General features: G+C 64.2%; 17 protein-coding genes and 1 pseudogene. 7 read left to right on the forward strand and 11 right to left on the reverse strand.

The genetic code is table 11. The features are described 5' to 3' along the window. Positions 1 to 37 precede the first annotated feature (37 nt). The 5 genes from KUA23_RS13315 to KUA23_RS13335 all read right to left on the reverse strand — a co-directional run bounded on the left by KUA23_RS13315 (position 38) and on the right by KUA23_RS13335 (position 7,674). Positions 38 to 1,087, reverse strand: a complete 1,050-nt coding sequence (locus KUA23_RS13315) for an ABC transporter substrate-binding protein (RefSeq protein ID WP_078048244.1) — start codon at positions 1,085 to 1,087, stop codon at positions 38 to 40. A gap of 19 nt (positions 1,088 to 1,106) precedes the next feature. Further along, positions 1,107 to 2,258, reverse strand: coding sequence for an LLM class flavin-dependent oxidoreductase (locus KUA23_RS13320; protein ID WP_100490863.1), 1,152 nt, complete (start codon positions 2,256 to 2,258; stop codon positions 1,107 to 1,109). Positions 2,259 to 2,761: 503 nt separating this feature from the next. Continuing rightward, positions 2,762 to 4,606 (reverse strand): ABC transporter ATP-binding protein, encoded by a 1,845-nt coding sequence (locus KUA23_RS13325; protein WP_252994104.1) that lies wholly within the window; start codon positions 4,604 to 4,606, stop codon positions 2,762 to 2,764. Beyond that, the gene (locus KUA23_RS13330) at positions 4,599 to 6,365 is read right to left on the reverse strand and encodes an ABC transporter ATP-binding protein (protein ID WP_214498192.1); all 1,767 of its coding nucleotides are present in this window, start codon (positions 6,363 to 6,365) and stop codon (positions 4,599 to 4,601) included. The genes KUA23_RS13325 and KUA23_RS13330 overlap by 8 nt, the downstream gene beginning before the upstream one ends. 76 nt (positions 6,366 to 6,441) lie before the next feature. Continuing rightward, entirely contained in the window at positions 6,442 to 7,674 is a 1,233-nt protein-coding gene (locus KUA23_RS13335) for an acyl-CoA dehydrogenase family protein (protein WP_252994105.1), read from the reverse strand. Positions 7,675 to 8,034: 360 nt separating this feature from the next. On the opposite strand from KUA23_RS13335, the gene KUA23_RS13340 reads away from it, so the two are divergent. From KUA23_RS13340 to KUA23_RS13370, 7 genes are all read left to right on the forward strand, one after another. Beyond that, positions 8,035 to 9,078, forward strand: a complete 1,044-nt coding sequence (locus KUA23_RS13340) for an ABC transporter substrate-binding protein (protein ID WP_252994106.1) — start codon at positions 8,035 to 8,037, stop codon at positions 9,076 to 9,078. A 15-nt stretch (positions 9,079 to 9,093) separates the two neighbouring features. Next, positions 9,094 to 9,825 (forward strand): class II aldolase/adducin family protein, encoded by a 732-nt coding sequence (locus KUA23_RS13345; protein WP_078048251.1) that lies wholly within the window; start codon positions 9,094 to 9,096, stop codon positions 9,823 to 9,825. A gap of 137 nt (positions 9,826 to 9,962) precedes the next feature. After that, the gene (locus KUA23_RS13350) at positions 9,963 to 11,150 is read left to right on the forward strand and encodes an LLM class flavin-dependent oxidoreductase (RefSeq protein ID WP_252994107.1); all 1,188 of its coding nucleotides are present in this window, start codon (positions 9,963 to 9,965) and stop codon (positions 11,148 to 11,150) included. 3 nt (positions 11,151 to 11,153) lie between these two features. Continuing rightward, entirely contained in the window at positions 11,154 to 12,710 is a 1,557-nt protein-coding gene (locus tag KUA23_RS13355; protein ID WP_252994108.1) for an ABC transporter substrate-binding protein, read from the forward strand. After that, a complete protein-coding gene (locus KUA23_RS13360; protein ID WP_078048254.1) occupies positions 12,703 to 13,761 on the forward strand; it encodes an ABC transporter permease in 1,059 nt (352 codons plus the stop codon). The genes KUA23_RS13355 and KUA23_RS13360 overlap by 8 nt, the downstream gene beginning before the upstream one ends. Continuing rightward, positions 13,758 to 14,567, forward strand: a complete 810-nt coding sequence (locus tag KUA23_RS13365; protein WP_078048255.1) for an ABC transporter permease — start codon at positions 13,758 to 13,760, stop codon at positions 14,565 to 14,567. The genes KUA23_RS13360 and KUA23_RS13365 overlap by 4 nt, the downstream gene beginning before the upstream one ends. Further along, positions 14,564 to 16,342 carry a dipeptide ABC transporter ATP-binding protein gene (locus tag KUA23_RS13370; RefSeq protein WP_078048256.1) on the forward strand — a complete coding sequence of 593 codons (1,779 nt, stop codon included), beginning with the start codon at positions 14,564 to 14,566 and terminating at the stop codon, positions 16,340 to 16,342. Before KUA23_RS13365 ends, KUA23_RS13370 begins: the two co-directional genes overlap by 4 nt. A gap of 83 nt (positions 16,343 to 16,425) precedes the next feature. Here the strand turns inward: KUA23_RS13370 and KUA23_RS13375 are convergent. The 6 genes and pseudogenes from KUA23_RS13375 to KUA23_RS13400 all read right to left on the reverse strand — a co-directional run. After that, positions 16,426 to 16,548: pseudogene (locus KUA23_RS13375) on the reverse strand (REP-associated tyrosine transposase); the annotation flags it as partial. Positions 16,549 to 16,748: 200 nt separating this feature from the next. After that, entirely contained in the window at positions 16,749 to 17,834 is a 1,086-nt protein-coding gene (locus KUA23_RS13380) for an LLM class flavin-dependent oxidoreductase (protein ID WP_252994109.1), read from the reverse strand. Between the two features lie 19 nt (positions 17,835 to 17,853). Then, entirely contained in the window at positions 17,854 to 20,415 is a 2,562-nt protein-coding gene (locus KUA23_RS13385; protein WP_252994110.1) for a TonB-dependent receptor plug domain-containing protein, read from the reverse strand. Positions 20,416 to 20,568: 153 nt separating this feature from the next. Further along, positions 20,569 to 22,125, reverse strand: a complete 1,557-nt coding sequence (locus tag KUA23_RS13390; RefSeq protein ID WP_100490856.1) for an ABC transporter substrate-binding protein — start codon at positions 22,123 to 22,125, stop codon at positions 20,569 to 20,571. Positions 22,126 to 22,129: 4 nt separating this feature from the next. Next, a complete protein-coding gene (locus KUA23_RS13395; protein WP_100490855.1) occupies positions 22,130 to 23,335 on the reverse strand; it encodes an LLM class flavin-dependent oxidoreductase in 1,206 nt (401 codons plus the stop codon). Between the two features lie 12 nt (positions 23,336 to 23,347). After that, positions 23,348 to 24,574, reverse strand: a complete 1,227-nt coding sequence (locus tag KUA23_RS13400; RefSeq protein WP_100490854.1) for an alpha/beta hydrolase family protein — start codon at positions 24,572 to 24,574, stop codon at positions 23,348 to 23,350. Between the last annotated feature and the right edge of the window lie 5 nt (positions 24,575 to 24,579).

Genomic DNA, 24,579 nt, shown 5'->3' on the forward strand with positions numbered 1-24,579 from the left:
CGCTATCGCCGGCACGCCGGCTCCGACAGGGGGCGGGTTAGCCGGCGAGTGCGGTCTTGTTGTCGAGCAGCGCATTCAGCGGCCGTGCATCGATCCATTCGCGCACATCGAAGGTTTGCGGGATAAAGCGCCAGCGGTGCAGGAAGTCGGTGAAGTCCTGCAATGCCACGATCGCCTGTTCATCCAGTTCGGTACGCAGGCGCAGGTGTGCATCGTCGCCATAGGCGGCGGTCACCCAGTATTCGCTGCTGTTGGTTTCCCGGGCCAGGTAGCGGCGGGTGTCTTCCGGGTGGGTGTGGGCCCATTGCTCGGCGCGCAGCACTGAATCGAGGATGCCGGTGGCCACGTCGAAATGCTTGTCCAGCAGGTTCAGGTCCACTGCCAGTGTGCGCGGCGTGCCATTGTTGCTGCGGATCAGCGGGTCGGGGTGAGCGCCGGTGTCGATCACCGTGTGCAGGCCGAAATCATGGGCGTGCTGCGCCGCGCTGGCGCCCTTGAGGAAGATCGCATCGACTTCGCCGCGCAGCAGGCCGATCAGCTCCAGGTTGCGTTCAGTCACCTGTGCATTGACCGGTGTGCCGGCCACATTGCGCACCGCGCTGTCGCTGAAGGTGCCGCCATAGCTGAAGTTCTTGAGTTTCACATCGCCCACTTTCAAGCCTTCCAGCGACAGCGCATTCTCCAGGCCGCGCAAAGCCTGGGCGCGGGTGAAATCGATCTGCGCGCCGGCCCAGTCCGGCAGGCCGAAGGTACGGCCCTTCAGGTCCTTGACGGTCCTGATGCCGCTGTCCTGGCGGGTCAGGATCAGTTGCACTTCATCCGCCCAGGACAGGCCGATCACGCGGGTTTCACGGCCCTGGGCGCGGGCCCAGATCGCCGGGATATTGCCGCCATGGCGCACGGAGTTCTGCAGGGTGTGGTCGAAGTGCGACTCGCGCACCGCCTTGTCATTCGATTCGCGCAGCGACTGCACCTCGGTACCCAGGGCACCGACGGTGTCTTGCAGCCAGCCTTTCTGCACGGCAATGCCCAGGCCAGTGGGAACGGGGCAGCGGGTGTACCAGAGCGTGTCGAGAGGTTGTGTCATCAAGGAGTCTCCCCAGCAGTCAGGCGCTGGCTTTCAAGGGTTGGATCGCCGGGCGTTGGTGCACCAGCGGCAAGACTTCCTGGCCAATGCGCAGGGCTTCTTCCAGGTGCGGGTTACCGGCGAGGATAAAGGTCGAGAAACCAGCGTCGCGGTATTCCACCAGGCGCTCGGCGATGTTTTCGTGGCTGCCCACCAGGCCGACGGTCGGACCCGGCTTGGCCTTGGCAAAACCGGCCCACAGGTTGGGGCCGATGATCAGGTCATCAAAGCGGTCGACGTTCTGGTGATAAGCGGTTTGCCGCGCAGCCCCCACTGAATCCGAGCCATTGGTAAAACCCTTGGCGACCGCGCTGGTCTTGCCGTCGAGTTTGTCGAACTGGCGACGCAGGTCTTTCCAGGCCAGCTCTTCGGTCTCGCGGGCGAACAGGTCGACGCGCAGTCCGAAGCGCACGGTGCGGCCTTGCTTGTCAGCCAGTTCGCGTACCCGGTCGATATGCGGCTTGAGCTTGTCGATGGGTTCGGCCCAATTCAGGTACACATCGGCATGCCGGGCGGCCACGCCCAGGGCGGCCTCGGAGAAACCGGAGAAATACACGCCGGGCTTGCGCTCATTGTGCAGGCCGACGGGCAGGGCACCGTTTTCCAGTTGGTAGATATCGCCGTCGTAGGAGAATTTTTCGTTTTCCCAGAGGCCCTGGATGATGTCGAGGAACTCGCCGGTGCGCTTGTAGCGCAGGTCATGTTCGAGAAAGTCGCCATTGGCGCGTTGGCTGGCGGGGTTGCCGCCGGTGATGATGTTCCACTCCAGGCGGCCACGGCTGAGGTTCTGCAGGATCGCGGCCTGTTGTGCGGCGTAGGCGGGCAGGGTCCAGGTGGCCTGGAAGGCGATCAGGAACTTGATGCGCCGGGTTTCCCGGGCGAGCGCGGCGGCGGCGATCCACGGCTCGGGGCCGGTGGGCAGCAGGGCGCCTTCGAAACCGGCGAGTTCGGCGGCCTTGGCGACTTGGGCGATGTAATCGATGTAGGTGAAGTCGTCGGGTTCACCGTTGGGCAGGCGACCTGGGGCGATGTGGCCGGGGCGGTAGTTGGGGTTGCCGCGGTTGTGTTTGTCGGTGGTCAGCTGCGGGCCGTCGGTGCCCAGGGGTAGGCGCCAGAAGAATTCAGTGCTCATGGGTGCTCCTGATTTGAGTCGTGCAGGGGGCTTGGACCTGATTGAAGGGATGCGTGCAACGGGCATGCCATTGGGGTTGGGGGCAATGGTTGCAGGGGGTTGGTGGTGGTTCTGGAGGGAGGGTGCTGCTGTAGCAGCACCTTTGCAGCAGTGGGTGTTTGGGGGGCAGCAGGGGGTGGGGCACATATCCGTTATCTGGGTAACGGCGGGTATGGGTTCCGCCCAGCGTGTTTAACGGGGCGCCTACGATCAAAAGTGAGTGGTTGGATCAAAGGCAGATACGTGTAGGAGCTGGCTTGCCGGCGATGCAGGCGACTCGGTACAGCAGGCTCACCCAGGTGATGCCATCGCCGGCAAGCCGGCTCCTACAGGTTGACCGAGATCGGCTTTCAATATCGGTCGGCTACTAGGCCGCCCCGTTAAACACGCTGGCCGGGGTGAGAGCGGAACCATAAGACGCCATCACCAAAAAAACGGATATGTACTCCAATCCACCCCATCACCTAAAGAACCACCACATCCCCCTCACGTACATGGGCACTGCGCAAATACGTCTGATACAACGCCGCATACGCACCCCCCTGAGCAATAAGCCCCGCATGCGGCCCAAGCTCCACCACCTGACCATGCCTGACCACCGCAATCCGATCCGCATCGCGAATCGTCGCCAATCGATGCGCGATGATGATCGCCGTCCGCCCCTCGCACAGCCGTCGCAGCGCCCGCTGAATCCGGCGCTCGGTATGAATATCCACCGCCGATGTCGCCTCATCCAGCACCAGCACCGCCGGGTCCGCCAGGTACGCCCGCACCAGGCACACCAGTTGCCGCTGGCCGTGGCTCAAATGCGCCCCCAAAGGACCGACTTCGGTGCAGTACTGATGGGGCAAACGCTCCAGCACTTCATCCGCACCCAACTCACGGGCAGCGGCGATCAAGGTCGCGTCGTCGGCCAACGGCGCGGCCAGGCGCAGGTTGTCGAGGATGCTGCCGCTGAACAGCACGTTGTCCTGCAACACCACGCCAACATGGCGGCGCAGGGTGTGCTGGGCCAGGTCGCGCACGTCGATGCCGTCAAGTCGCACCGCGCCGGACTGGGCTTCGTAGAAGCGCGTGAGCAACTGCACCAGGGTGCTTTTGCCATGGCCAGAGGGCCCGACAATCGCCAGCACTTCTCCCGCCGGAATATGCAGATTGAGGCCGTTGATAACCGGCGCTTGCCCGTAGCTGAAGCCCACGTGGTCAAAATGCACCTCGCCCCGTGCACGTTCCAAGAGACGTGGCTGGGGACGGTCGATAATCTGCGGGGTGGTATCGAGCAGCAGGAAAATCCGCTGCGCCGACGCCGAGCCGGTGGCGTAGCACTCGAACAGGTCCGACAGTTCCTGCAACGGCCCCAGGAACAGAAACACATAGAACAGGCTTTCCGCGACCTGGCCGACACTCACTTCGCCCGCTGCCAGCCCGTACGCGCCCACCAGTAGCAACACTGCAATCCCCGCCGAGCTGAGCAGTGCCGTGAACGGGGCAAACCACGACGAGCGCAGGCTGCCGCGAATCAGCGCCTGGTTGAAGTCATCCAGCAGCACGCGATAACGCCGCAGGTTCGGTGCTTCCTGGGCGCACTGTTGCAGCAGGCGCGCGCCGCTGACGCTTTCCACCAGGTGGGCGGTAAAGCGACTGCGGTTTTCCGCGACCTTGGCCCAGTTGCGCTGGGAGATACGCTTGAAGCTCCAGGTGGCGAGCACCAGCAGCGGCACTGTTGCTACCAGGCTCAAGAAGAACCGTGGATCGATGCGCCACAGCATCACGGCGGCCAGGCCGCAGCGCAGCAGGGCGCCGAGCAGTTCCGGTGGGCCCTGGATCACCAGCGGTTCCAGTGCGTCAACGTCGCGGTCGACCCGGGAAATGATGCGCCCGGCGCGGGTCTGGTCGAAGTAGCCCACGCTCAGGCTTTGCACATGGGCGAACACCTGCACGCGCAGGGCGTTCAGCACGCGGATCGCCGCGCCGCCTGCCACGAATTGCGAAACGCCGGCCAGCAGGAAGCGCACCAGCCAACTCGCTGCGAGGCCGAGGCCCAGCCACAGCACCAGGCGCTCGTCCAGCAGCCAGTGGTCGGCCTGTTGAATCAGCCCCCGATCCAGCAGCTCACGCACGAACCACGGCCGCAGGAACACGGTAAAGACCAGCAGGATTTCGATGCCGATCACCGCCACAATCTGCCGACGGATTGGCCGTAGCAAGGGCAGCAGCCGCTTGAACATGCTGCGGTCCAGGGCTTTCTTGGCCAGCATTTCTTCGATTTCGATATCGCTCAAGGCTTTGCCTGGCAGTGGGTTAGCCATGGTCGATCCCCAGCAGGTCGCGGTAATGCGCATGGGTGGATTGCAGGTCGGTGTGACGGCCGTGAGCGTTGATCCTGCCGTCGTCCAGCACTAGCACGCGGTCGGCCAACAGAATGGTCGAGAGCTTGCTGGAGATCACCAACACTGTGGTGCCGTGCAGTTGCCGCAAGTTATTCAGCACCTGGCGTTCGCTGATCGCGTCAAGGGCGCTGGTGGCGTCATCCAGGCACAGGATGTCCGGGGTGCCCAGCAGCGCGCGGGCCAGGCACAGGCGTTGGCGCTGGCCGCCGGACAAGGTCACGCCACGGTCGCCCAACGGGGTTTCCAGGCCCTGGGGCAGGCGCTGCAACACGTCTTCGGCAGCGGCCAGGTGCAAGGCTGCACGCAACTGTTCGTCTGTAGCTGCGGGGGCGGTCAGGCGCAGGTTGGCGGCGAGGGTGCCGGCGAACAGGAAACTTTCCTGGGGTACCACGTGCACGCGTTGGCGTAGCGGGCCGAGCTGCAGGTCGCGGATGTCCTGCCAGCCGTTGGCATCCGAACCCAGCAACAAGCGCCCGGCGGTCACATCGCTGAGGCGCGGCAACAGGCTGGCCAACAGGCTTTTGCCAGTGCCGGTGGCGCCGACCAGTGCGACGATTTCACCGGGCTGCAAGGTCAGCGAGCAGTCATGCAGAATGTCGCGGCCACCCCCCGGAGCCGTCACGCTGACATGCTCCAGCTTGAGCCCCAGCGGGCCAGCGGGCAGGGCGCCATTGCCGCTGAGGATCGCCGAGGGCGCATCGAGCAGTTGCCAGATACGTTCGGCACTCGCCCGCGCATCGGCAAAAGTCTGCATGACCCGGCCGATACCTTCGATCCGAAACACCAGCGTGGTGGCGATCAGCAGCGAGGTGACCAGTTCGCCAATCCCCAGTTGCCCGGCGGCGACCAGGTGCGCGCCGTACACCAGGATCCACACATGGCCCAGGGCAACTACGGCCTGAGGCAGCGGAATGCGCGAGCTGGAATACGCCAGGGCCTGGCGGGCCAACGAAGCGAATACCGTGACCTGATCAGCAAAGCCCTGGATCCGCTGCTGTTCCAGGCCAAAAGACTTGATCACACGCACGCCGCCGATGCCTTCGCTGAGGTCTTGGTTGACGCGGTCATAGGCGCTGCCGACCGCACGGTCCAGGCTGACCAGGCGCTCGGTCTGGCGCACGAAAATCCACAGCCCGGTGACTGTCAGCAGCAAGGGCACCAGCCCCAGCAGTGGGTCATACCAGCCCAACAGGCCGACGGTGGCGAGCACCACCAGCGGGGTTTCCACCAGTTGCCGCCAGAAGGTGATCAAGGCGTCGCGAACCTTGTCGGCGTCGCGGGTGGTGCGCGTGATCATCTCGCCCATGCCGTGCTGCCAGTGATACCCCAGGTGCAGGCTTTGCACCTGGGCCAGAATGCGTTCGCGCAGGCGCGTCAGCAGCGCCTGGCTGATCACCAGCGACAGCACACTGGCGATGTATTGCAGTACGCCGCGTCCCACCGCCACGGCGAGCATCAGCGCCAGCCAGTACCAGCCGAGGCTGGCATCCAGGCTGCCGTCAGGCGCATGGACGACTGCGCGGCCGGCACTCATGTCATTCACGGCGTGGCCGATCAGCCATTGCTGCCAGACCAGCCCCAGGTTGATCGCCACGTACAGCGCCGCCACCAGCGCGAACCGCCAGGGCATTTCCCGGTAGATCGCCAGGCTGCGTAAAAGAGGGTGTTGTTCAATCATGAAAAGCTCGTAGGCATAAACGGGAGGATGCCGAACCGGTAGGAGCCCGGCACGCCGGGCTCCTACCGTTAGGGTTTTATGTGCGGGTGGCGCCTTGGGTTTCCTTGGCATTCAGGATCGCGGTGTATTCGCCTGGGTCCACCCCGTTGAGGTAGTAGTTGCCCACGTGGTGCAAACGCCAGCGGATCGGGTCATGGGTGGTGTGCACCCGCGCATTGCGCCAGAAGCGGTCCAGGTTCCATTTGCTCAGCGACGAACTGGCCCCCAGCAACGAGAAGATATCGCTGGAAATCTCCAGCGAAGCGCTGTCGGAATGCGCACGCGCGGTGGCGACCGAGAGGATCAACGCGTCCTGCAGTTCTTTGTTCTCCGGGTCCAACTCATGGGCATCAAACACCCGCGCGGCGTCGCGCAGCAGCGATTCGGCAGCACGCAGGGCCACTGCGTATTCGCCGATCTGCTTGATGATATGAGGCTCTTCGTTGGCATGGTCGACGCCACTTTCCACCCACGGCCGTGCGTTGTGCTTGAGGTAGTCGACGGCGGCGGCCAAGGCGCCGGCGGCGATGCCGGTGTCGATGGCGGCGTGGAGGATCTGCGGGAACGTCAGCCCGGTACGTTTCATTGGGCCTTTGCGACGCGATACGTAGTCTTCATCCAGCACGATATTGTCAAAATTCACCGTGCCGCTGATCGAGTTCTTCTGGCCGAAAGCGGCCCAGTCATCCACCAGCGTGAGGCCTGGGGTATCGCGGTTGAGCAATACACCCGCACCGCCGTCGTCCGAGGCAGCGGTGAGCGAGATCCATTCGGCCAGGTAAGAACCGGTGGAGTAGAACTTGCTGCCATTGAGCACCAGCGCGCCGTCCTCGCGGCGTTCGACGCGGGTCTTGAGCGCGAACTTATTCTTGCCGCCGACTTCGGCCAGGGCGTTGCCGAAGCGCTTGCCGGCCAGCACATCACTGACCAGTCGATCACGCACCGCGTCTGGGTAGCCGTTGAAAATCCCACGCAGCATCACGTTGTGGATCTGCAGCAGTTGGCCGACGCCACCATCGGCCACCGAGATAATCCGTACGGTCTCGACGATGGTCTGCACTGAAGCTCCCAGCCCGCCAAAGGCTTTCGGCACGCCGATAGCGGTGATGCCGCTTTCGGATAACAGCTGTGCCTGGCGCCACGGCAGCTGGCCGTTTTGCTCCGGGTCGGCGGCGATGGCGGCGATCTCCACCGCGATCTCCTTGGCCGCGGCGATGGCATCGGCTTCACTGTGCAGTTGGCGTATAGGCGCCTGTTCAAACGTAGTCATGCATTCATCCTTCTGTTTTGGTTCGCATCCTGTAGGAGCCCGGCTTGCCGGCGATGGCGTTTTCAAGAACGCCATCGCCGGCAAGCCGGGCTCCTACAAGGGGTTGCGGTGTTGGAATGGGCTTGAGCAAGTTCCAAGCCAATGTGAAAAGCCATGCTGTACAGGGGCTGCGCAGGCTGGGGTGCTGCTGGAGAAGCAGCTCGAGCAAGTGGCTGCTGGCGCAGCAACAGTGCTGTTGGCAGGTCAGCAGTCGCCTGCTCCAGCAAGCACCAATACCCTTGTAAACCGGGGGGCGCGCCGATTGGCACGGCCTCTGCAATACCTCCCTCCACTGACTTGCCCAATTCAATGGAGCTCCCCATGACCCTATCCGCTGTCCTGCCCACGCCTGAGCTTGAGCAGATCTGGTTTACCCGCTGCCCGGTGCCGACGGCATCCGGCATCGCCTACAAGCTGGGGTGGTTGACCGAAGAGTTCGCGCCGGACGGCTTGCCCGTGTCGACGTTGCAGGAGGCTCGCCAGCTGGGCCGTCATCACTACGATCACGACCTGCCGGGGCTGTTTCGCGAAGGCGGCAACGTCCCCGCCCTGGCCGCCCGCGCTGCCGGTGCGCCAAGCCGGCTGATCGGCCTGACCTGGATCGAAGAATGGCAAACCATCCTTGTGCGTCCGGACTCCGGCATCACCCGCCCCGAAGACTTGAAAGGCAAGCGCCTGGCCCTGCCGGCCTGGGGTGACAGCCGCCCCGGCAGCATCGCTCGCGCCATGAGTTTGCACGGCTACAAGGGCGCGCTGAGCCTGGCGGGTCTTGGGTTCGACGATGTCGAGCTGGTGGAAGTGGCCTTGCAGGACCAGTCCCAAGCCCCGGACCCGCAACAGGGCCTGCAACGCCTGTGGTCGGGCCTGGATTACCTGGTGCGCGGCGAGGTGGACGCGGTGTACGTCAAGGGCGCGTCGGCAGCGGACGCCGCGCGGCGCCTGGGGCTGGTGGTGGGCATCGACCTGGACCTGATCGCCGAGCCGCGCTATCGCATCAACAACGGCACGCCACGGCCGATCACCGTGCACCAGAGCCTGCTGGACAACCACTTTGACCTGGTGGTGCGCTTTCTCGCGCAAACCCTCAGTGCGGCCGAGTGGGCGGCGAACAATCGCGACGGCCTCAACGCCATCCTCGAAGAAGAAACCCGCGCCGGCAGCGCCGGGGTGGCCGAAGCCTATCGAGGGGATTTCCACACCACCCTGGCGCCGGACCTGTCCGCCCAGCGCCTGGATTTCCTCGGCACCCAAAAAGAATTTCTTTACCTGCACGGCTTCCTGGAGCGCGATTTTTCCATCGCCGACTGGGTCGATCCGCGCCCCCTGCAAGCCGCCCATGAACTGTTGGCCAAACGCCGCGCCTGAACCTGGAGAACTCCCATGACTGCCATTGTCCACGCTCAACCCATCAGCCTCGAACTGCAGGCCTTTGTCGACAAAGTGCTGCTGGAGGCCGAAGAGGCTTTCACCGTATTCCGTGAAACCAACACCATTACCGCCAACGGCACCGTTGGCTTTATCGAGCGCGTCCCCGGCCAGGAGTTGCTGGTGTCGGTGAACTACGGCGGCCCGTGGAACTACCGCAAACCGCTGCAAGCCACGGTGACCGACTTTGCCGGCAACGTCATCCTCGGCAAGGGCAAGGGGGGCCTGGGGCGCTACACCAAGCTGTTCCAGCAGCACGCCGACGTGACCACCGTGTCCCATGTGCACTCGCCGTACCTGGGCGCCTGGGCCCAGACCCATCGCACCTTGCCGTTCCACTACGTACCGGTGCAGCGCTACCAGTTGGCGCGGGAACTGCCGGTGTACATCGACCGCCGCCAGCAGGAAGTGGACTTCATCCTCGACAAGATCGCCGAGAACCCCTTCAACCTGGCAATCCTTGAAGCCAACGGCGGCTCCACTGTATGGGGCAAGCAAGGGCTGCGCGCCACCGCGGAATTCATCCTGTTGCTGGAGGAGGGCGCACAGCTGCAGTTGCTCGCGGATGCGCTGGGTGGCTCCCGCGCTTACGGACCGGGCGTACTGACCCAGCAGTGGAAGATGAGCGGGTTGTTCGAGCAGGCCACCGCGCTGGGCCTTGTACCCGCTATCGACCGCAAAAACTAAACACACCGCGAACCCCTTGTAGGAGCCGGCTTGCCGGCGATGGCGGCGGTACATCCAACATTGATGTTGCCTGATGCACCGCTATCGCCGGCAAGCCGGCTCCTACAGGGATGGCGATATATTCAAGGATGTTTGTCATGGCTGTAAAAATTCTCTGGTACCTCACTACGCCTGACGGACCTTATCCATGGGAACCCGAAGGCCGCTGGAAAACCGACTTTCAACACCTCAAGCAACTCGCGGTGGCCAGCGATCGCCTCGGCTACTACGGCTCGTTGCTCGGCTCCAGCCCGAATGAAAGCCTGGCCGTGGCCGCTTCGCTGATCGACGCCACCGAGCGCCTGCGCTTCCTGGTGGCGCAACACCCGGGCGAGCTGTCGCCGGCGGTACTGGCCAAGTGGGCACTCACGGTTGACCAGTTCTCCAACGGCCGCCTGCTGTTCAACGTGGTCAACGGCAACGACGCCGGCCTGGCCACCCTGGGGGTGCATTACCCCCACGACGAGCGTTATGCGTTCAGCCTCGAATACTGGCGCGCATTCCAGGGCTTCTACGCCGGCGACACGCGCGGTTATGACGGCCAGTACGTCAAGCTTGCCCCGCGTTCGCCCGGCGCGGCCAGCCATCCCCTTGGCGGTTGGCATCCGCCTTACCAGAAACCCGGGATTCCCTTGTGGGGCGCCGGCACATCGGGGCCTGGCGTCGAGCACTCGGTGCAGTTGCTGGACGTGTACCTGAGCTTCGCCAATACCCCGCCGAAACTTGGCGACAAGTTCCGCAAGGTTGCCGCCGAAGCTGCCAAGATTGGCCGCGAACTGACCTTCGGCACCCGCCTGCAGATCATCGTGCGCGAGACCGAGGAGGAAGCCTGGGCCCACGCCGAGAAACTGCTGCAACGCACTTCGCTGCAGACCGCGCGCAACGCCATTGAGCGCCAGTTGCCAGCGGGCGTGAGCTTCGAGGATTTCCACAGCGACGACCCGCAAACCCAGCGCAATGTCGAGACCCTTCGAGCCGGGCGCCTGCCCACAGCGCGCGAACTGGAGATCTACCCCAACGTGTGGCTCGGCCCGAGCCTGTTCGGCTTCAACATCCTCGGCCCGGCCGCTGGCACCTACCTGGTGGGCAGTGCCGAGCAGGTCGCCGAGCGCATCCGCGAATATGAAGCCCAGGGCACCTCGGCGTTCATCCTCTCCGGCTTCCCGCTGATCGATGAAGCCCACCGCGTGGCCGACCTGCTGTTCCCACTGCTGGACCTGGACCACGGTTTCGACGTACCGCGCCTGGGCGTGACCCACAAGGCTGCACAGCGCGAAGAGGCTTGAGTGATGAGTGACGGATTTTCCCGCCGAGTGTTCCTCGGCAACAGCCTGGTGGTCGGCGGCGGTTTGCTGCTGGGCGGCTGCGACAGCGGTGCGGCCACCCAAGGCGCGACGGCCTTGCCGGGTAAACCCGTGAGGGGCGGGCGCCTGCGCATCGGCATTATCGACGGCGACCAGTCTGGCAACCTCGACGCGCACAAACCGGTGGGCGGCGGGATCATCCGTGGCTGGGCGCTGTACAGCAAGTTCTGGGAATGGAACACCGACGTCAGCACGCGCCTGGCGCTGGCCGAGTTTGCCGAGCCGAACGCCGACGCCAGCGCCTGGACCATTCGCATCAAGCCGGGCCTGGAGTTTCATCATGGCAAGACCATCGGCGCCGACGACATGCTGTTCTCACTCTTGCGCCTCACCGATCCCAAGCTGGCTTCACCCTTTGCCGGGCTGGTCGGCGCCATCGACCGCAATGCCTTGCGCAAGCTGGACGAACGCACCATCGAGATCCGTTTCAAGCAAGGCCAGAGCTTCTTCCCGCTGGATGAAACCCTGATCAGCTTCGGCGGCATCGTGCCCACCGACTACGACCCGATCACCAATCCGGTGGGCGCCGGCCCCTACAAGCTCAAGCGCTTTGTACCCGGCCAGCGCTCGCTGTACACGCGGTTCGAGAACTACTACAAACCCGGCCAGCCGTATGCCGATGAGCTGGAAATCATCGAGTTCAAGGACCAGGTCTCCCGCGTGGCGGCCTTGCGCGCCGGGCAGATCGACGTGGCAAGTGGCGTGCAGGCCGAGCACAGCGCGTTGCTCAAGGCCGATTCACGCCTGTCGTTGTGCGTCTCGCCGAGCACCTCGTTTACCGGTTTCAACCTCAACCTGGCCAAGCCGCCGTTCGATGACGTGCGCGTGCGCCAGGCCTTCCGCCTGCTGGCCGACCGGCAGGAACTGGTGGACCGTGGCCTGAATGGCTTTGGCCGCCTCGCCAACGACCTGTATTCGCCCCATGACCCCACCTACAACCACGCCATCGCCCAGCGCCCGTACGACCTGGACCAGGCGCGCGTGTTGTTGCGCCAGGCCGGGCACACCGATTTGCGCGTGGAGCTGACCACCACCCCAGGGCCAGGTGTGAATGCCGCGCTGGTATTGGCGCAGCAGGCGAAAAAGGCCGGTGTGGAGGTGCGTGTGACCCAGGTCGACGGCGCCGTGTTCAATGGCCCGCAGCGAGAGCAATGGCAACTGTCGCCAGGCTCGACACCTGCCCGAGGCTTCCTGGCTTCGGCGCTGCACAACGACGCGCCGCTGGCGATCTACAACCGCAGCAATTTCCACGATGAGCGCTTCGACAGCCTGTATCGCCAGGCCCTGGCCCAACCCGATCTTGAGCGGCGCAAAAGCCTGGTGCATGAGGCCCAGCAGATCCAGCACGAACGCGGCGGCCTGTTGATCTGGGGTTTCAGCGATGTCCTGGACGCGGCTTCCGTGAAGGTCGGCGGCCTGAATCCTGAACAAACCACCTTCGCCTCCTGGCGTTTTGACGAGTTGTGGTTGAACCATGTCTGAGCCGCAATGCAAAACCCCACGCACGCCGGCGTGGCTGTCGTGGTTTATCGGGCGCCTGGGCTACGGTCTGCTGACCGCCTGGGTCATCAGCCTGGTGGTATTCATCGCCACCCAGGCACTGCCTTCGGACCCGGCGCGAGTGATCCTCGGCCCGGATGCGCCGCTGGACAGCATCCTTACCCTGCAGCATCAATTGGGGCTGGACCAGCCGATCCTGTGGCAATACCTGCGCTGGGGGGGCGCCGTCTTGCGTGGCGACCTCGGTGTGTCGCTGGATTCGAATGCGCCCGTCAGTCATATCCTGTGGGACCGCTTCGGCTACACCCTGGCATTGCTGGCCGGCGTGATCGCGGTGGTGGTGCCGGTGGCGCTGGCGCTGGGTGTCGCGCTGGCGTTGCGCCGGGACAGTCGCCTGGATCGCTGGAGCCTGTCGCTGTTGATCTTTCTCAAGGCCACGCCGGGCTTTCTGTTGGCGATAGGCCTGGTGCTGCTGTTTTCCATGCCGCACATGGACTTCTTGCCGGCGGTGTCGATCCTCGACCCGGACCAGTCGCTGCTGCGCCAGCTCAAGTTTCTGATCCTGCCGGTGTTGGCCCTGAGCCTCACCGCATTGCCTTATCTAACGCGGATGGTGCGGGCGGCGATGATCGAGGCGTTGGAATCCGATTACGTGATCGCCGCTCGCCTGCGCGGCATTCCGCACCGGCGCATTGTGTGGCTGCACACCTTGCCCAACGCGCTGGTGCCGGCGATCCAGGGTGTGGCGCTGACCCTGCGCACGCTAATTGGCGGCGCGGTCTTGGCCGAGGTGATCTTCAGTTACCCCGGCATTGGCACGGCGCTGAACGCGGCGATCCAGATGCGCGATCTGCCGATGATCCAGGCGATTGTGCTGGTGATCACCCTGGCGGTGGTGCTGGTCAACCTGCTCGCCGACCTGCTCACTGTATTGCTCACACCCAAGCTGCGCACCGCGCGCCGGGTCACGCTGATTCAACGCAACCGCCGGGGCATCACGCCGTGGTGGCGCCGTTCCCGAGGTGATGCATGAACGAGCCGCAAATCCGTAAAGGCGCACTGACCACATTGCTGGTGGTTGCCTTCGCGTTGTTCGGCCCTTGGCTTGCGCCCCATGGTTCAACGGACATGGTCGGCCCGGTGTATGGCGCGCCTGCCGGGGCTGCCTGGCTGGGGTTTGATTTTCTTGGGCATGATGTGCTGTCGCGGTTGCTCAATGGCGGCTTGTCGGTGTTGTGGATGTCGGTGGCCGCCGCGGGTATCGCGCTGGCGGTCGGCAGCACGTTGGGCCTGCTGGCGGGCTTGTCGCGGCGGCGCCTGGACCAGTTGATTACCTGGTCGGCGGACGTGTCCCTGGCGTTTCCCGACCTGATCCTGGTGCTGCTGATCGTGTCGATGCTGGGCCGCGCGCCATGGCTGATTGTGTTGACCGTGTCCATCGCGTTCATTCCCGGGGTGATCCGCCTGGCGCGTGCCAGTGCGGTGGCGGTGGCGGGACAGGAGTTCGTCGAGGCGGCGCAGATGATGGGTTACCCGCGCTGGCGCATCCTGTTCAAGGAGATCCTGCCGAATATCCTCACGCCGTTGCTGGTGCACTTCGGCAACATGCTGACCTGGGGCGTGGGCATGCTGTCGGGCTTGAGTTTTCTCGGTTATGGCGTGGCGCCACCCACGGCGGACTGGGGCCTGATGATCAATGAAAACCAGGCCGGCCTGCTGGTGCAGCCCTGGGCGGTGCTGGCCCCGGCGGTGCTGATCGGGGTATTTGCCTACGGCACCAATATCCTTGCCGAAGGCATCGGCCGGCGCAGCGCACGGATGGGAGAAAAGCAGCCATGAACGCAATCACCGAAATCGACACCGGGGTCCTGCAGGTGCATGACCTGCGCGTGGAGTTGCCGGGGCAGGTGGATGTGGTGTCGGGCATCTCGTTCAGCCTGCAGGCCGGGGAGATCCTCGGTTTGGTCGGCGAATCGGGGTCGGGCAAGACCACGCTGGCCACCGCCTTGCTCGCCCATGCGCGGCGCGGCGCGCGGATTGTTGGCGGCCAGGTGCAGGTCGACGGCCAGGCGCTGTTGAGCCTGGAGGGCGAAGCCTTGCGCCGGGCGCGTGGCAGCCTGATCGGCTATGTCGCCCAGGACCCGGCCACCGCGCTGAATCCGGCGCTGCGCATCGGTCACCTGTTGCGCGAGACCCTGGCGGTGCATCCGTCGGGCCTGGATCGTGCGGCTCAGCAGCAACGTATCAATGAAACGCTGCGAGACGTCGGTCTGCCGGACGATCCGGAGTTCCTGCGGCGCTTTCCCCATCAACTCTCCGGGGGCCAGCAACAGCGGGTGATGCTGGCGCTGGCCTTCGTGCTGCGCCCGCGCCTGATTGTGCTGGATGAGCCGACCACCGCGCTGGATGTCAGCACCCAGGCGCATATCCTCGCCACGCTGCGGCGCCTGTGTAAAAGCCAGGGTGTGGCGGCGGTGTATGTGTCCCACGACCTGGCGGTGATCAAGGACCTGGTGGACCGGGTGATGGTGATGTATGCCGGGCGCATTGTGGAAACTGCCAGCCGCGATGCGCTGTTCAGCCGGCCGTCCCATCCCTATACCCGAGGGTTGCTGGCGGCGATCCCGGATGTGGCGGGACGTCGTGCGTTGAAAGCGATTGCCGGGCACGCGCCGGCACCGGGGCAACGGCCACAGGGGTGCAGTTTCGGGCCACGCTGCGAGCGGTTTGCCTCAGTGTGCGCGCTGCGGGAGCCGGCGTTGCAGGCCCGGGGGGCCGGCCATGCGGTGGCGTGTCTCGTCCCCCATGACCAGCCGTTGCAGGCAATCGCGTTGACACCGATTGCGGCTGTTACCGCGCAGGCCGAAGCACCGTTGCTGTCCATCCGCGGCTTGAACGTAGCCTACGACCGGCAGGTGCTGTTCGACATTGCATTGCAGGTGCAGCCGGGGGAGTGCCTGGCGTTGGTGGGCGAGTCCGGCTCCGGCAAGACCAGCCTTGCACGGGCCGTCGCCGGCCTGGGGGAAAATGCCCTGGGTGAATTGCACTACGCTGGCCGCCCACTGCCGTTGCAGGCACGCCAGCGCGATGCGGGGTTGCGTCACCAGATCCAATACATCTTCCAGAATCCGTATCGCGCGTTGAACCCGCGTCAAACCGTGTACCAGACGCTGAGCTCGCCCTTGGAACACTTCTTCGCGGTCAAAGGCGTTGCGGCGCGGCAGCGGGTCGAGGCGGTGCTCAAGCGCGTGTCGCTGCCGGCCTCGGTGGCCGATCTTTACCCCCACAGCCTATCGGGTGGCGAACGCCAGCGCGTGGCCATCGCCCGTGCGCTGCTGTGCGAACCCAGGCTGCTGATCTGCGATGAAATCACCTCGGCACTGGACGTGTCGGTGCAGGCATCGATCCTCGACCTGCTGCGCCAATTGCAGCGCGAAGGGCTGACCTTGTTGTTCGTAACCCACGACCTCGGCGTCGTCCGCGCCATTGCGGACCGAGTGCTGGTGTTGAAGGTGGGCAGGGTAGTGGAGCAGGGCGCGGTGGATGAGGTATTGGACCAGCCGCAGGCGGCGTATACCCGCACGTTGCTGGAGCATTCGCCGTCGTTGGGGTGACGGGCACCGCTGCGCGGTGATCGCCGGCATGCCGGCTCCTACAGGCGTGTGTCGTACACATGTACGCGCGATCCAATGTAGAAGCCGGCTTGCCAGTCTGCAAAGACAGGCTCGCGGTGTTGGGTGACAGCGGTGAGCATGTAGATCTGACCACTTTCGGAGTAACGGCCAGTGCGAAGGTGTTTAGCGTGGGGGCGTGTGGACAATCCTTGTCCTCCTGATATGAATACAGGCAGGTAAGGATAGTGCGGCGGCAGGGGATTTGAGGTGAGACTTTGGCGCTGGATGTGTCTGATGGACGCTATCGCCGGCAAGCCGGCTCCTACAGGTGTGTGTCGTACGCATAAACATCGGTACACAGGATCCACTGTAGGAGCCGGCTTGCCGGCGATGGCGTCATGCGCCGCTACGCAACGCGTGCCTGCCTGCGACGCGCTTCTTCACGCACCGCCGGGATGATCCACCGTCCATAATCCACCGTGTCGTACAACGGGTCATACCCCCGGTTCAAGAACGTGGTCACGCCCAGGTCCACATAATCCAACAACGCCTGCGCGACGGTTTCCGGGGTGCCGACCAGGGCGGTGGTGTCGCCGTAGGCGCCTACGGCGGTGGCGGTGGGCATCCATAGCGCGCGGTCGTGCCGGTCGCCCAAGGCTGCGGCGGCCAGCAGGCGTTCCGAGCCGGTGCCCTTGATGGGTTTCTGCCAGGGGCTGCCGGCGGCAAACTGTGGGTTGGCCTTGATCTGTTCCAGGATCTGTTCGGCACGTTGCCAGGCCAGTTCCTCAGTGGCGCCCAGGATCAAACGCACCGACAAACTCACCCGTGGCGCTTCAACGCCCGCTGCCGCAGCGGCGGCCTTGAGCTTGGCAATCTGCTCCGCCACGCCACTCAACGGCTCGCCCCACAGCGCATACAAATCCGCGTGCTTGACCGCGATCTGGTAGGCGATGTCCGAAGACCCGCCAAACGAAATCGGGATGTGCGGCTGTTGCAACGGCTTGACCGGTGAAAATGCGCCTTTGATGTTGAAGTACTTGCCCTCGAAATCGAACGGCTCGTCGGCGGTCCAGGTGCGCCGCACGATCTCCAGGTACTCATCGGTGCGTTGGTAGCGCTCGGTCTTGTCCAGCAGGAAGTCGCCTTCCTGCGGCTCGGCGGTAATCCCGGTGATTGCGTGCAGGCGGATGCGCCCGCCACCGGTGGTGTGGTCCAGCGTGGCGAAGGCTCGGGCGGCAACGGTGGGCGCGGTGAGGCCAGGGCGGTGGGCAATCATGAACCCCAGGCGCTCGGTATGCGCCGCCGCGTAGGCCGCGATCTGCAGGCTGTCGGCGCTGCCCGGGCCGCTGGCGATCAGTACGCGGTCGAAGCCGGCATGCTCATGGGCGCGGGCATGATGGCAGATAAAGTCGAGGTCAAAATCCGGGCTGCGCATGCCACGGGTTTCAGACCACTGGCGGGGGAAAATCATGCCGACAAATTCAATGGACATGGGACGCTCCTGGGGTGGATCAGAATTGATAGTCGACCTGGGCCAGCAAGGTGCGGCCAGGCATGGGTTGCAAAAAGGTGTTGGTGGACCCGGCCAGGCCGCTGACGAAGTTGAGTTCGTTGGTCAGGTTGAGCACCCGCAACGTGGTGCTCCACTGCGGCTGGCGGTAGTACAGGGCGAGGTCGAGGTTGTACTCGTTGGGGATCTTTACCGTCTTGCTCAGGTTCAGGTACCAGCTGCTGGTCCACCAGCCGGAGAGTTCGGCGCCAAAGCCGGAATCGAAGCGGTAGTCGACATAGCCGCTGGCGGTGTACTCGGGAATCTGCACCGCGTCATAGCGTCCGGAAGGCCGCTGGTTGAGGCTGTTGTTATCGCCAAACACCGTGCCGTTGTCGGGGATGAACCCGGCGGACGCAAACCCGGCCTGGGAGGTGAACTCGTTGTAGGCGCTGAGCCTGGACAGGTTGAGGCCGCTGCGCAGGTGGTCATCCGGTTGATAGCGCACGGTGGCTTCCACGCCCTTGATCTGCAGCCGCGCAATATTGTTATTGCTGTCGGGCGCCTGGTCCCGGGCTTGCTTGAACGCCGCCAAGGTCATGAACAGCTGGTTGGGCACCGCTTCGACCTTAACCCCGACCTCATGCAACACGCTCAGGCTCTGGAACGCCAGCGGGTTGAGCTGGTTGGCGCCGGCGCCACTGCCCCAGCCCAGGCCGTTGGAGAAGAACCCGGTATTGACCGCCAGCGAGCGATCGAAGGTGTAGTACAGCGTGGTGTTTTCAGTGGGTTTTACGTAGGGGCTGACCTGGAAGGCAAACAACCGATAGTTGTCGCTGTCCTGGCGCCGATTGCCGCCTGCGAGGGTGAAAGGGTTATGGATCTCGGCGTCGATCCAGCTGCGACTGGCGCCGATGTTCAGGCCGACATAATCGCCGTACTTGAGGTTGTGCTGGCTGAACAGGGTCTTGGTGGTCCAGGTGCTTTCAGCGGTGTAGGGCGCCAGGGATTCGGCATACAGCCCATGCCCGGCCGCGTACATCGGCGGCAGGTTCAGCCAGCCGTAGTAGTTGGAATATTGCGGCACGCCGGGCTGGCCGATCCACGCGCCGTTGCCACCGGCCGGGTTGCTGCCGTCGAGGCCCAACAGGTCGCCGGGGTTTTTGCCGGAAGGATTCTGGGTCAGGTCGTAGGCGTTGATGGTGGAACCGAAGCTATTGTTGGCGGCAATCGACTGGTTGAATTCGCGGCGGTAGATCAGGCCGGTGTTGCTGTCATCGCGCAGGGTCCAGCCGCCCAGCCGGGTTTCATTGCGCGAGCGGAACTCGAAACGGTTATCGAAAATCGTGTCCTTCGATTGCACCTGGAAGGCACCCACGGCATCGGTAATGTCCTTGGAACGTTCATAGAACGTGCTGTTGGCCACGGTGATGGTGGGCGACAGGTCGGCTTCGATGCGCAGCTGCGTGGTAAAGCGCCGCGAGCTGCTTTCATCTTCCTTGCGCTGCCCGGCCTGGGAGGACAAGGACTGCTCGCCATTGCCTGCCAGCGTCGGGTCATACACCCAACCGCGCAGGCTGCCGGGGTTGGCCTGGGTATTGGGGGAAGCGGTCTGGAAGCTGCCGTCGACCACGCTGTACTGGCCCTGGGCATTGCGCTGGCGTTGCACCCAGCCAAGGGTGGGGGCATCGGCGGCGCCGGAGGCCAGTACCGGCGACCACAGGGTGTTGCCATTCTGGATGATCGGCGTGGCACGGCCGGCGTAGTACTTGCCGTGGTCTACCAGGTCCTGGGTGGCGCGGTTCCAGCCGTGGGTGATGTTGTAGTCGTAGTAGTTGTCGTAGCTGGCGTTCCAGTCCACGCGCACATTGTCGTTGCGCCAGGCCAGGGCGCCGTAGAACGCGTCGAAGTTGTTGTCGACGTTGTCGTAGAAGTCTTGCTGGCGCTGCTTGGTGATGCTCAGGCGATAGGCCAGGTTGTCAGTCAAGGGGCCGGTGTTGTCGATACTGAACTTGTTGGAGTTGCGCGATGTGCCGTCCGGTACCCATGAGCCCAGTTCGCCGCTGAGCTTGGTCTTGAACTCATTGAAGTTGGGCTTTTTGCTCAGGTAGTTGACGTAGCCGCCGCTGCCGGACACCGAGCCGTAGGTCACCGAGGACGGCCCGGCAACGATATCGGCGCCTTCATAGGCATTGAAGTTGGCGGGGTGACGTACGGCATAACCGCGCTGGCCGTCCTGGAAAATTTCCGACCCCTGGGCACGGAACTGCGGGGCGATCCCGGCATTCTGGCCGCCGCCACGGGTGATCCCCGGTGCATACTTGACCAGGTCGTCGGCACTGTGGATCGAGCCGTTGGCCAACTGTTCGGCGTTGATCTGTACCACTGAGCGCGGGGTGTCGAGCACCTTGGTCTCGGTGCCGCCATACACCGAGGTCGGTGGACGGGTGGGCAGGGCGTCGTCATCCGACTCGCTGCTGCTGGCCTGCACGGTAACGGTCTGCAGTTGGGTGTCGGCGGCAAAAGCCTGCAGCGGCAGGGTTGCGGCCAGCAGCAGGGGTAAACGCAAGGCGATAGCGTGCATGGCAGAAATGCCCCATAAAAAATGAGTGAAGGGCGCACGATCTTTTGTAGGAGCCGGCTTGCCGGCGATGGCGTCCGTTTGATCGGCGCAGGGCTTGAGGGCCCCATCGCCGGCAAGCCGGGCTCCTACAGAGGGGGGTGCGGTTTCATTGGGTCAGGCGGTGTCTTTGAGCCAGAGCTTCTCGAAGCGCCAGGTGCTGAACAATGACGCTTCCGACTGCGCACCGCCGACGCGGGTGGACACGCTGTCGAGCAGGTCGGCGTAGCCCCAGATCAACATGCCGCCGCGTTCGTACTGGATCTGCTGCACCTGGTGCACCAGGACCTTGCGTTTTTCCAGGTCGGGCTGGGCCATGGCCGCCAGGAACAGCTCGCTGAACTGCGGGTCGTTGAAGTGGGTCTTGTTCGATACCGCAAAGGGCGCATCGGTGTGGATCGCACTGGCCAGGAACGGCGCGCCGATGCTGCCGCCGGTGCTCAGGGTCCAGTCGTTTTTCAGTGGCCCCTGGAACGTCGCCAGGTCCACTTGCTTGACCTTCAGGGTCACACCAATGCGCTTGGCTTGCTCGGCCAGCACCAGCGCGGAACTCAGGCCGGGGCCGGGGGTGGTGATCAGTTCCACCTCAAGGTTTTCCTGGCCGGCTTCCTTCAACAGTTGCGCCGCGCGTTGCGGGTCGTAGGGGCGTGGGCCGAGGCTGTGGTTGAACGTCGGGTCGCTTGGCGCATACAAGTCGTTGGCGACCCGGCCCTGGCCGTTCAGTGCACGACGCACCAGTTCCTCACGGTCGGCCAGCAGGCGAAACGCTTCGCGCACCCGTGGGTCGTTGAAGGGTGGCTTGTCCAGGTTCATGTCGAAGGACAGCCAGTTGCCCGTCACGGACTTGATCACCTGCAGGCGCGGGTCTTTTTGCAGGATCGGCAGTTGCTCGGTGGGCAGCACATTGGCCATGTCGATCTGCCCGGCACGCAGGGCGGCGAGGCGCGAGACCTGGTCCTTGAAGTCGATGATTTCCAGCTCATCGGCGTAGGGCTTGCCGTCCTTGTAGTAGTTTTCGAAGCGGGTGAACAGCGAACGCTGGCCGGGGGTGAAGCTTTTCAACTTATAGGGACCGGCGCCCACCGGGTTGGTGACCGGGTGGTAGTCCACCGGCACGATGCCGCCGAAGTTGACCCAGGTTTCCGCCAGCGGCATGTAGCTGCGACCTTCTCGGAAGCTCAGGCGCACGGTGCGGTTGTCGAGCTTGACCAGGTTGTCGCGGTCGACCCAGTGCAACAGCGCGGCATAGGGCGAGGCCAGTTGCGGGTCGGTGAGGCGACGGATCGAGAAGATCAAATCGTCGGCGTCGATGGTCTTGCCATTGTGGAACTCCAGGCCCGGACGCAAGCGCAAGGTCCAGGCACTCGCATCGGCGTTCGGCTCGGCCAGTTCAGCCAGGGCCAGGCGCGGTTGCATCTGCTCGTCCCACTCCCATAATTTGCTGTACAGCGCAAAGCCGCGAACGATGCCGCTGCCCACCGGTTTGTGCGCGTCCAGGTTGCCGCTCTGGTTGCCATCGAGAATGCCCAGGCGTAGCCGCCCGCCATAACGTGGTCGGTCGTCGCCGGCCACCACGGCAGGCGCGTCGCTGGGGCCGCAACCGGCCAGCAGCAGGCCGCCGCCGACCGTTGCGCTGTAGCCGAGAAAGTCCCGGCGGCTCAAGAGTAGGGTCATCGCATCAGGCTCCACCGTTGGCCGAGTGCAGTTCACGCAGCGGTTCCTGTGCGCGGCTCAATTCGGCGCGCTCGCTGCGAAAGTGCGGCAGGATGTGCTCGCCGAGGCGATAGGCTTCTTCCAGGTGCGGGTAGCCGGCGAGGAAGAACAGATCGATGCCGATGCTGTTGTACTCGCGAATCCGCGCCACCACGTTTTCGTAGCTGCCCACCAGTGCACAGCCCGGAGGGATGCCGATGTAACCGAAGCCGGTCCACACATTCGGGTGAATGAAGAAGTCATCAAACCCCTGGGCCTCGTTCTTGTCGGCAAAGCCATGCTCGTAGCTCAGCTTGCGCGCAGTGCGCAGCCCGGCATGGGCGGCCACGGCCTTGACCGCGCCACGGGCGATGCCTTCGTCGAAGAAACGCTTGGCCTCGGTGCGCGCCAGTTCTTCGGTTTCGCGGGTGATCACGTCGATCGACAGGCCGAAGCGGATGTCGGTCCGCCCCCATTTGAGTGCGCGTTGGCGCAGGTCGGCGATCAGCGCGGCGATTTCATCCGGGTGCTCGGCGCGCATCAGGTAGAAGTCCGCGTGCTTGGCGGCAAACTCCCGCGCGGCAATCGAGGAGCCGGCGGTGCAGATCAGCGGCAACTGGGCCTTTTTCAACGGGCCACGCAGGCCACCGCCGTCAGCTTTGTAGAAGGTGCCGTCGTAGTGGAAGGTCTCGTTGTGCCAATAGCCCTTGACCACGTCCATGAACTCGGTGGCGCGTGCATAGCGCTCGTCATGGTCGCTGTAGTCGCCGACCTGGCGCTGGATCGCATCCGAACCGCCGTTGATGATGTTCCACACCAGGCGATTACCAGTGGCGCGCTGGTAGGTGGCCGCTTGTTGCACCGACACCCACGGGGTGTAGTGGTAGGGCTGGAACGCGGTGACGAACTGCAGGGTGCGTGTCTCGCGGGCCAGCAGCGAGCAGACCGTCCACGGCTCTTCGCCGGTGGGCGCGTTGACCATCAACGCACCGCCAAACCCGTTGATCTCAGCCGCCTTGGCAATCTGGCCCAGGTAGTCGATGTAGGTGAAGTGGTCGCCCACACTGAACCCGGAGACCGCGCCGGTGCTGTTGGCGCCGCCGCGATGCCAGTCGCCGCGGTTGCGTGGGTCGCCGGGCAGGAACTGGGTTTCACCGTGCAATGGCAGGCGAGTGAAGAATTCAATGCTCATGAAGCCTCCTGCTTACTGGGCGGTCGGGGCGCAGACCGGGGTGATCGGCTGGTCGTTGATGACCTTGTGGGCGAACGGTATCGAGTCCTTGAGCGACGCATTGACCGTGGCACTGTGGCCCAGGCCTTTGTACAGGTGGCCTTCGACCACGGAACCTGCGTTGCACGCGTCCTGCATCAACTTGACCTGGGTGGCGGCGGCGGGGGTGGTGTCATCGGCGCCGGTGCCGATGAAGATCGGCTTGGAGGTCTTCAGGGTCGGGTACGAAACCTGCGCCAACCAGGGTGCGAGCTGCTTGCCCTTATAGTCTTTCTTGGTGTTGGCGATGCTCAGGCCCAGGCCTTCGACGTCGCCTTCGAGGGCAAACAGGCAACTGGTGCGAGCCTGTTCGAAGATCGGCAGAGCCTTGTCGGTGTAGAAGTCCGCCGGGTTGATGCTCGGGTCGTATTGCTGGGCCGCGAGCAGGGTGTAGAAACCGTAGGCCAGGGTCGGGTCGACCTTGTTGCGCACCTCTTCGCTGGGGTTTTTCGCGTAGTCGAGGGTGTAGATCACGCCCGTGCCGATGCTGCCCTTGACGCCGAGGTCGGGGGCGTAGGTAGCGGCATAGGCAGCTGCCGCAAAGGCACCGGCACCGCCCTGGGACTGGCCGACGATCAGCACTTTGTCGGCCAGGCCGGGGACACCCGCGACCACGGCCTTGGCGGCATCGAGAATGCCGTAGGCGGCCATGCGGCTGTTCAGCAATGGGTGGCCGCCGGGGACACCAAGGCCTTGATAGTCGGTGGCGACCACCGCAAAGCCTTCTTCCAGCCAGCGATTGAGGTAAGCCACATCGCGGTAGGAACGGCCTTGCCAGGACGGCGCGCACACGTCCGCCACGCCGACGGTGCCATGGCCCCAGCTCGCCACCGGCCAACCCCCCGCAGGCGCCTTGCCCTTGGGCAGGAACAGCGCGCCGGAGACCACGATCGGCGTCTTGTTATCGATGCCATCGGTGGAAGTGTAGAGGATGCGTTGGGCGCTGGCGGCATTTGCCAGGCTCAGGGTCTTGTCCAGCGGCTCGCTGCGCAGCAGTTTGCCGGGTGTGGCCGGGATGGCTTTTTCCCAGGTGTAGAACGCCGAGACGCGGCCGTCACCTTGCAGCGGGTCGGGTTTCGGTGCATGCACATCGGCGGCAAAGACGCTCATGGACAAGGCCAGTACGCTGAGACCGAACGCGAAGGAGTGTGGCAGTTTCATCAATC

This window comes from Pseudomonas pergaminensis, assembly GCF_024112395.2.
GTDB lineage: Bacteria > Pseudomonadota > Gammaproteobacteria > Pseudomonadales > Pseudomonadaceae > Aquipseudomonas > Aquipseudomonas pergaminensis.

Coding starts and splice junctions, on each gene's coding strand:
- KUA23_RS13315 (WP_078048244.1), bottom strand. CDS start 1,087: ATGACACAACCTCTCGACACGCTCTGGTACACCCGCTGCCCCGTTCCC.
- KUA23_RS13320 (WP_100490863.1), bottom strand. CDS start 2,258: ATGAGCACTGAATTCTTCTGGCGCCTACCCCTGGGCACCGACGGCCCG.
- KUA23_RS13325 (WP_252994104.1), bottom strand. CDS start 4,606: ATGGCTAACCCACTGCCAGGCAAAGCCTTGAGCGATATCGAAATCGAA.
- KUA23_RS13330 (WP_214498192.1), bottom strand. CDS start 6,365: ATGATTGAACAACACCCTCTTTTACGCAGCCTGGCGATCTACCGGGAA.
- KUA23_RS13335 (WP_252994105.1), bottom strand. CDS start 7,674: ATGACTACGTTTGAACAGGCGCCTATACGCCAACTGCACAGTGAAGCC.
- KUA23_RS13340 (WP_252994106.1), top strand. CDS start 8,035: ATGACCCTATCCGCTGTCCTGCCCACGCCTGAGCTTGAGCAGATCTGG.
- KUA23_RS13345 (WP_078048251.1), top strand. CDS start 9,094: ATGACTGCCATTGTCCACGCTCAACCCATCAGCCTCGAACTGCAGGCC.
- KUA23_RS13350 (WP_252994107.1), top strand. CDS start 9,963: ATGGCTGTAAAAATTCTCTGGTACCTCACTACGCCTGACGGACCTTAT.
- KUA23_RS13355 (WP_252994108.1), top strand. CDS start 11,154: ATGAGTGACGGATTTTCCCGCCGAGTGTTCCTCGGCAACAGCCTGGTG.
- KUA23_RS13360 (WP_078048254.1), top strand. CDS start 12,703: ATGTCTGAGCCGCAATGCAAAACCCCACGCACGCCGGCGTGGCTGTCG.
- KUA23_RS13365 (WP_078048255.1), top strand. CDS start 13,758: ATGAACGAGCCGCAAATCCGTAAAGGCGCACTGACCACATTGCTGGTG.
- KUA23_RS13370 (WP_078048256.1), top strand. CDS start 14,564: ATGAACGCAATCACCGAAATCGACACCGGGGTCCTGCAGGTGCATGAC.
- KUA23_RS13380 (WP_252994109.1), bottom strand. CDS start 17,834: ATGTCCATTGAATTTGTCGGCATGATTTTCCCCCGCCAGTGGTCTGAA.
- KUA23_RS13385 (WP_252994110.1), bottom strand. CDS start 20,415: ATGCACGCTATCGCCTTGCGTTTACCCCTGCTGCTGGCCGCAACCCTG.
- KUA23_RS13390 (WP_100490856.1), bottom strand. CDS start 22,125: ATGACCCTACTCTTGAGCCGCCGGGACTTTCTCGGCTACAGCGCAACG.
- KUA23_RS13395 (WP_100490855.1), bottom strand. CDS start 23,335: ATGAGCATTGAATTCTTCACTCGCCTGCCATTGCACGGTGAAACCCAG.
- KUA23_RS13400 (WP_100490854.1), bottom strand. CDS start 24,574: ATGAAACTGCCACACTCCTTCGCGTTCGGTCTCAGCGTACTGGCCTTG.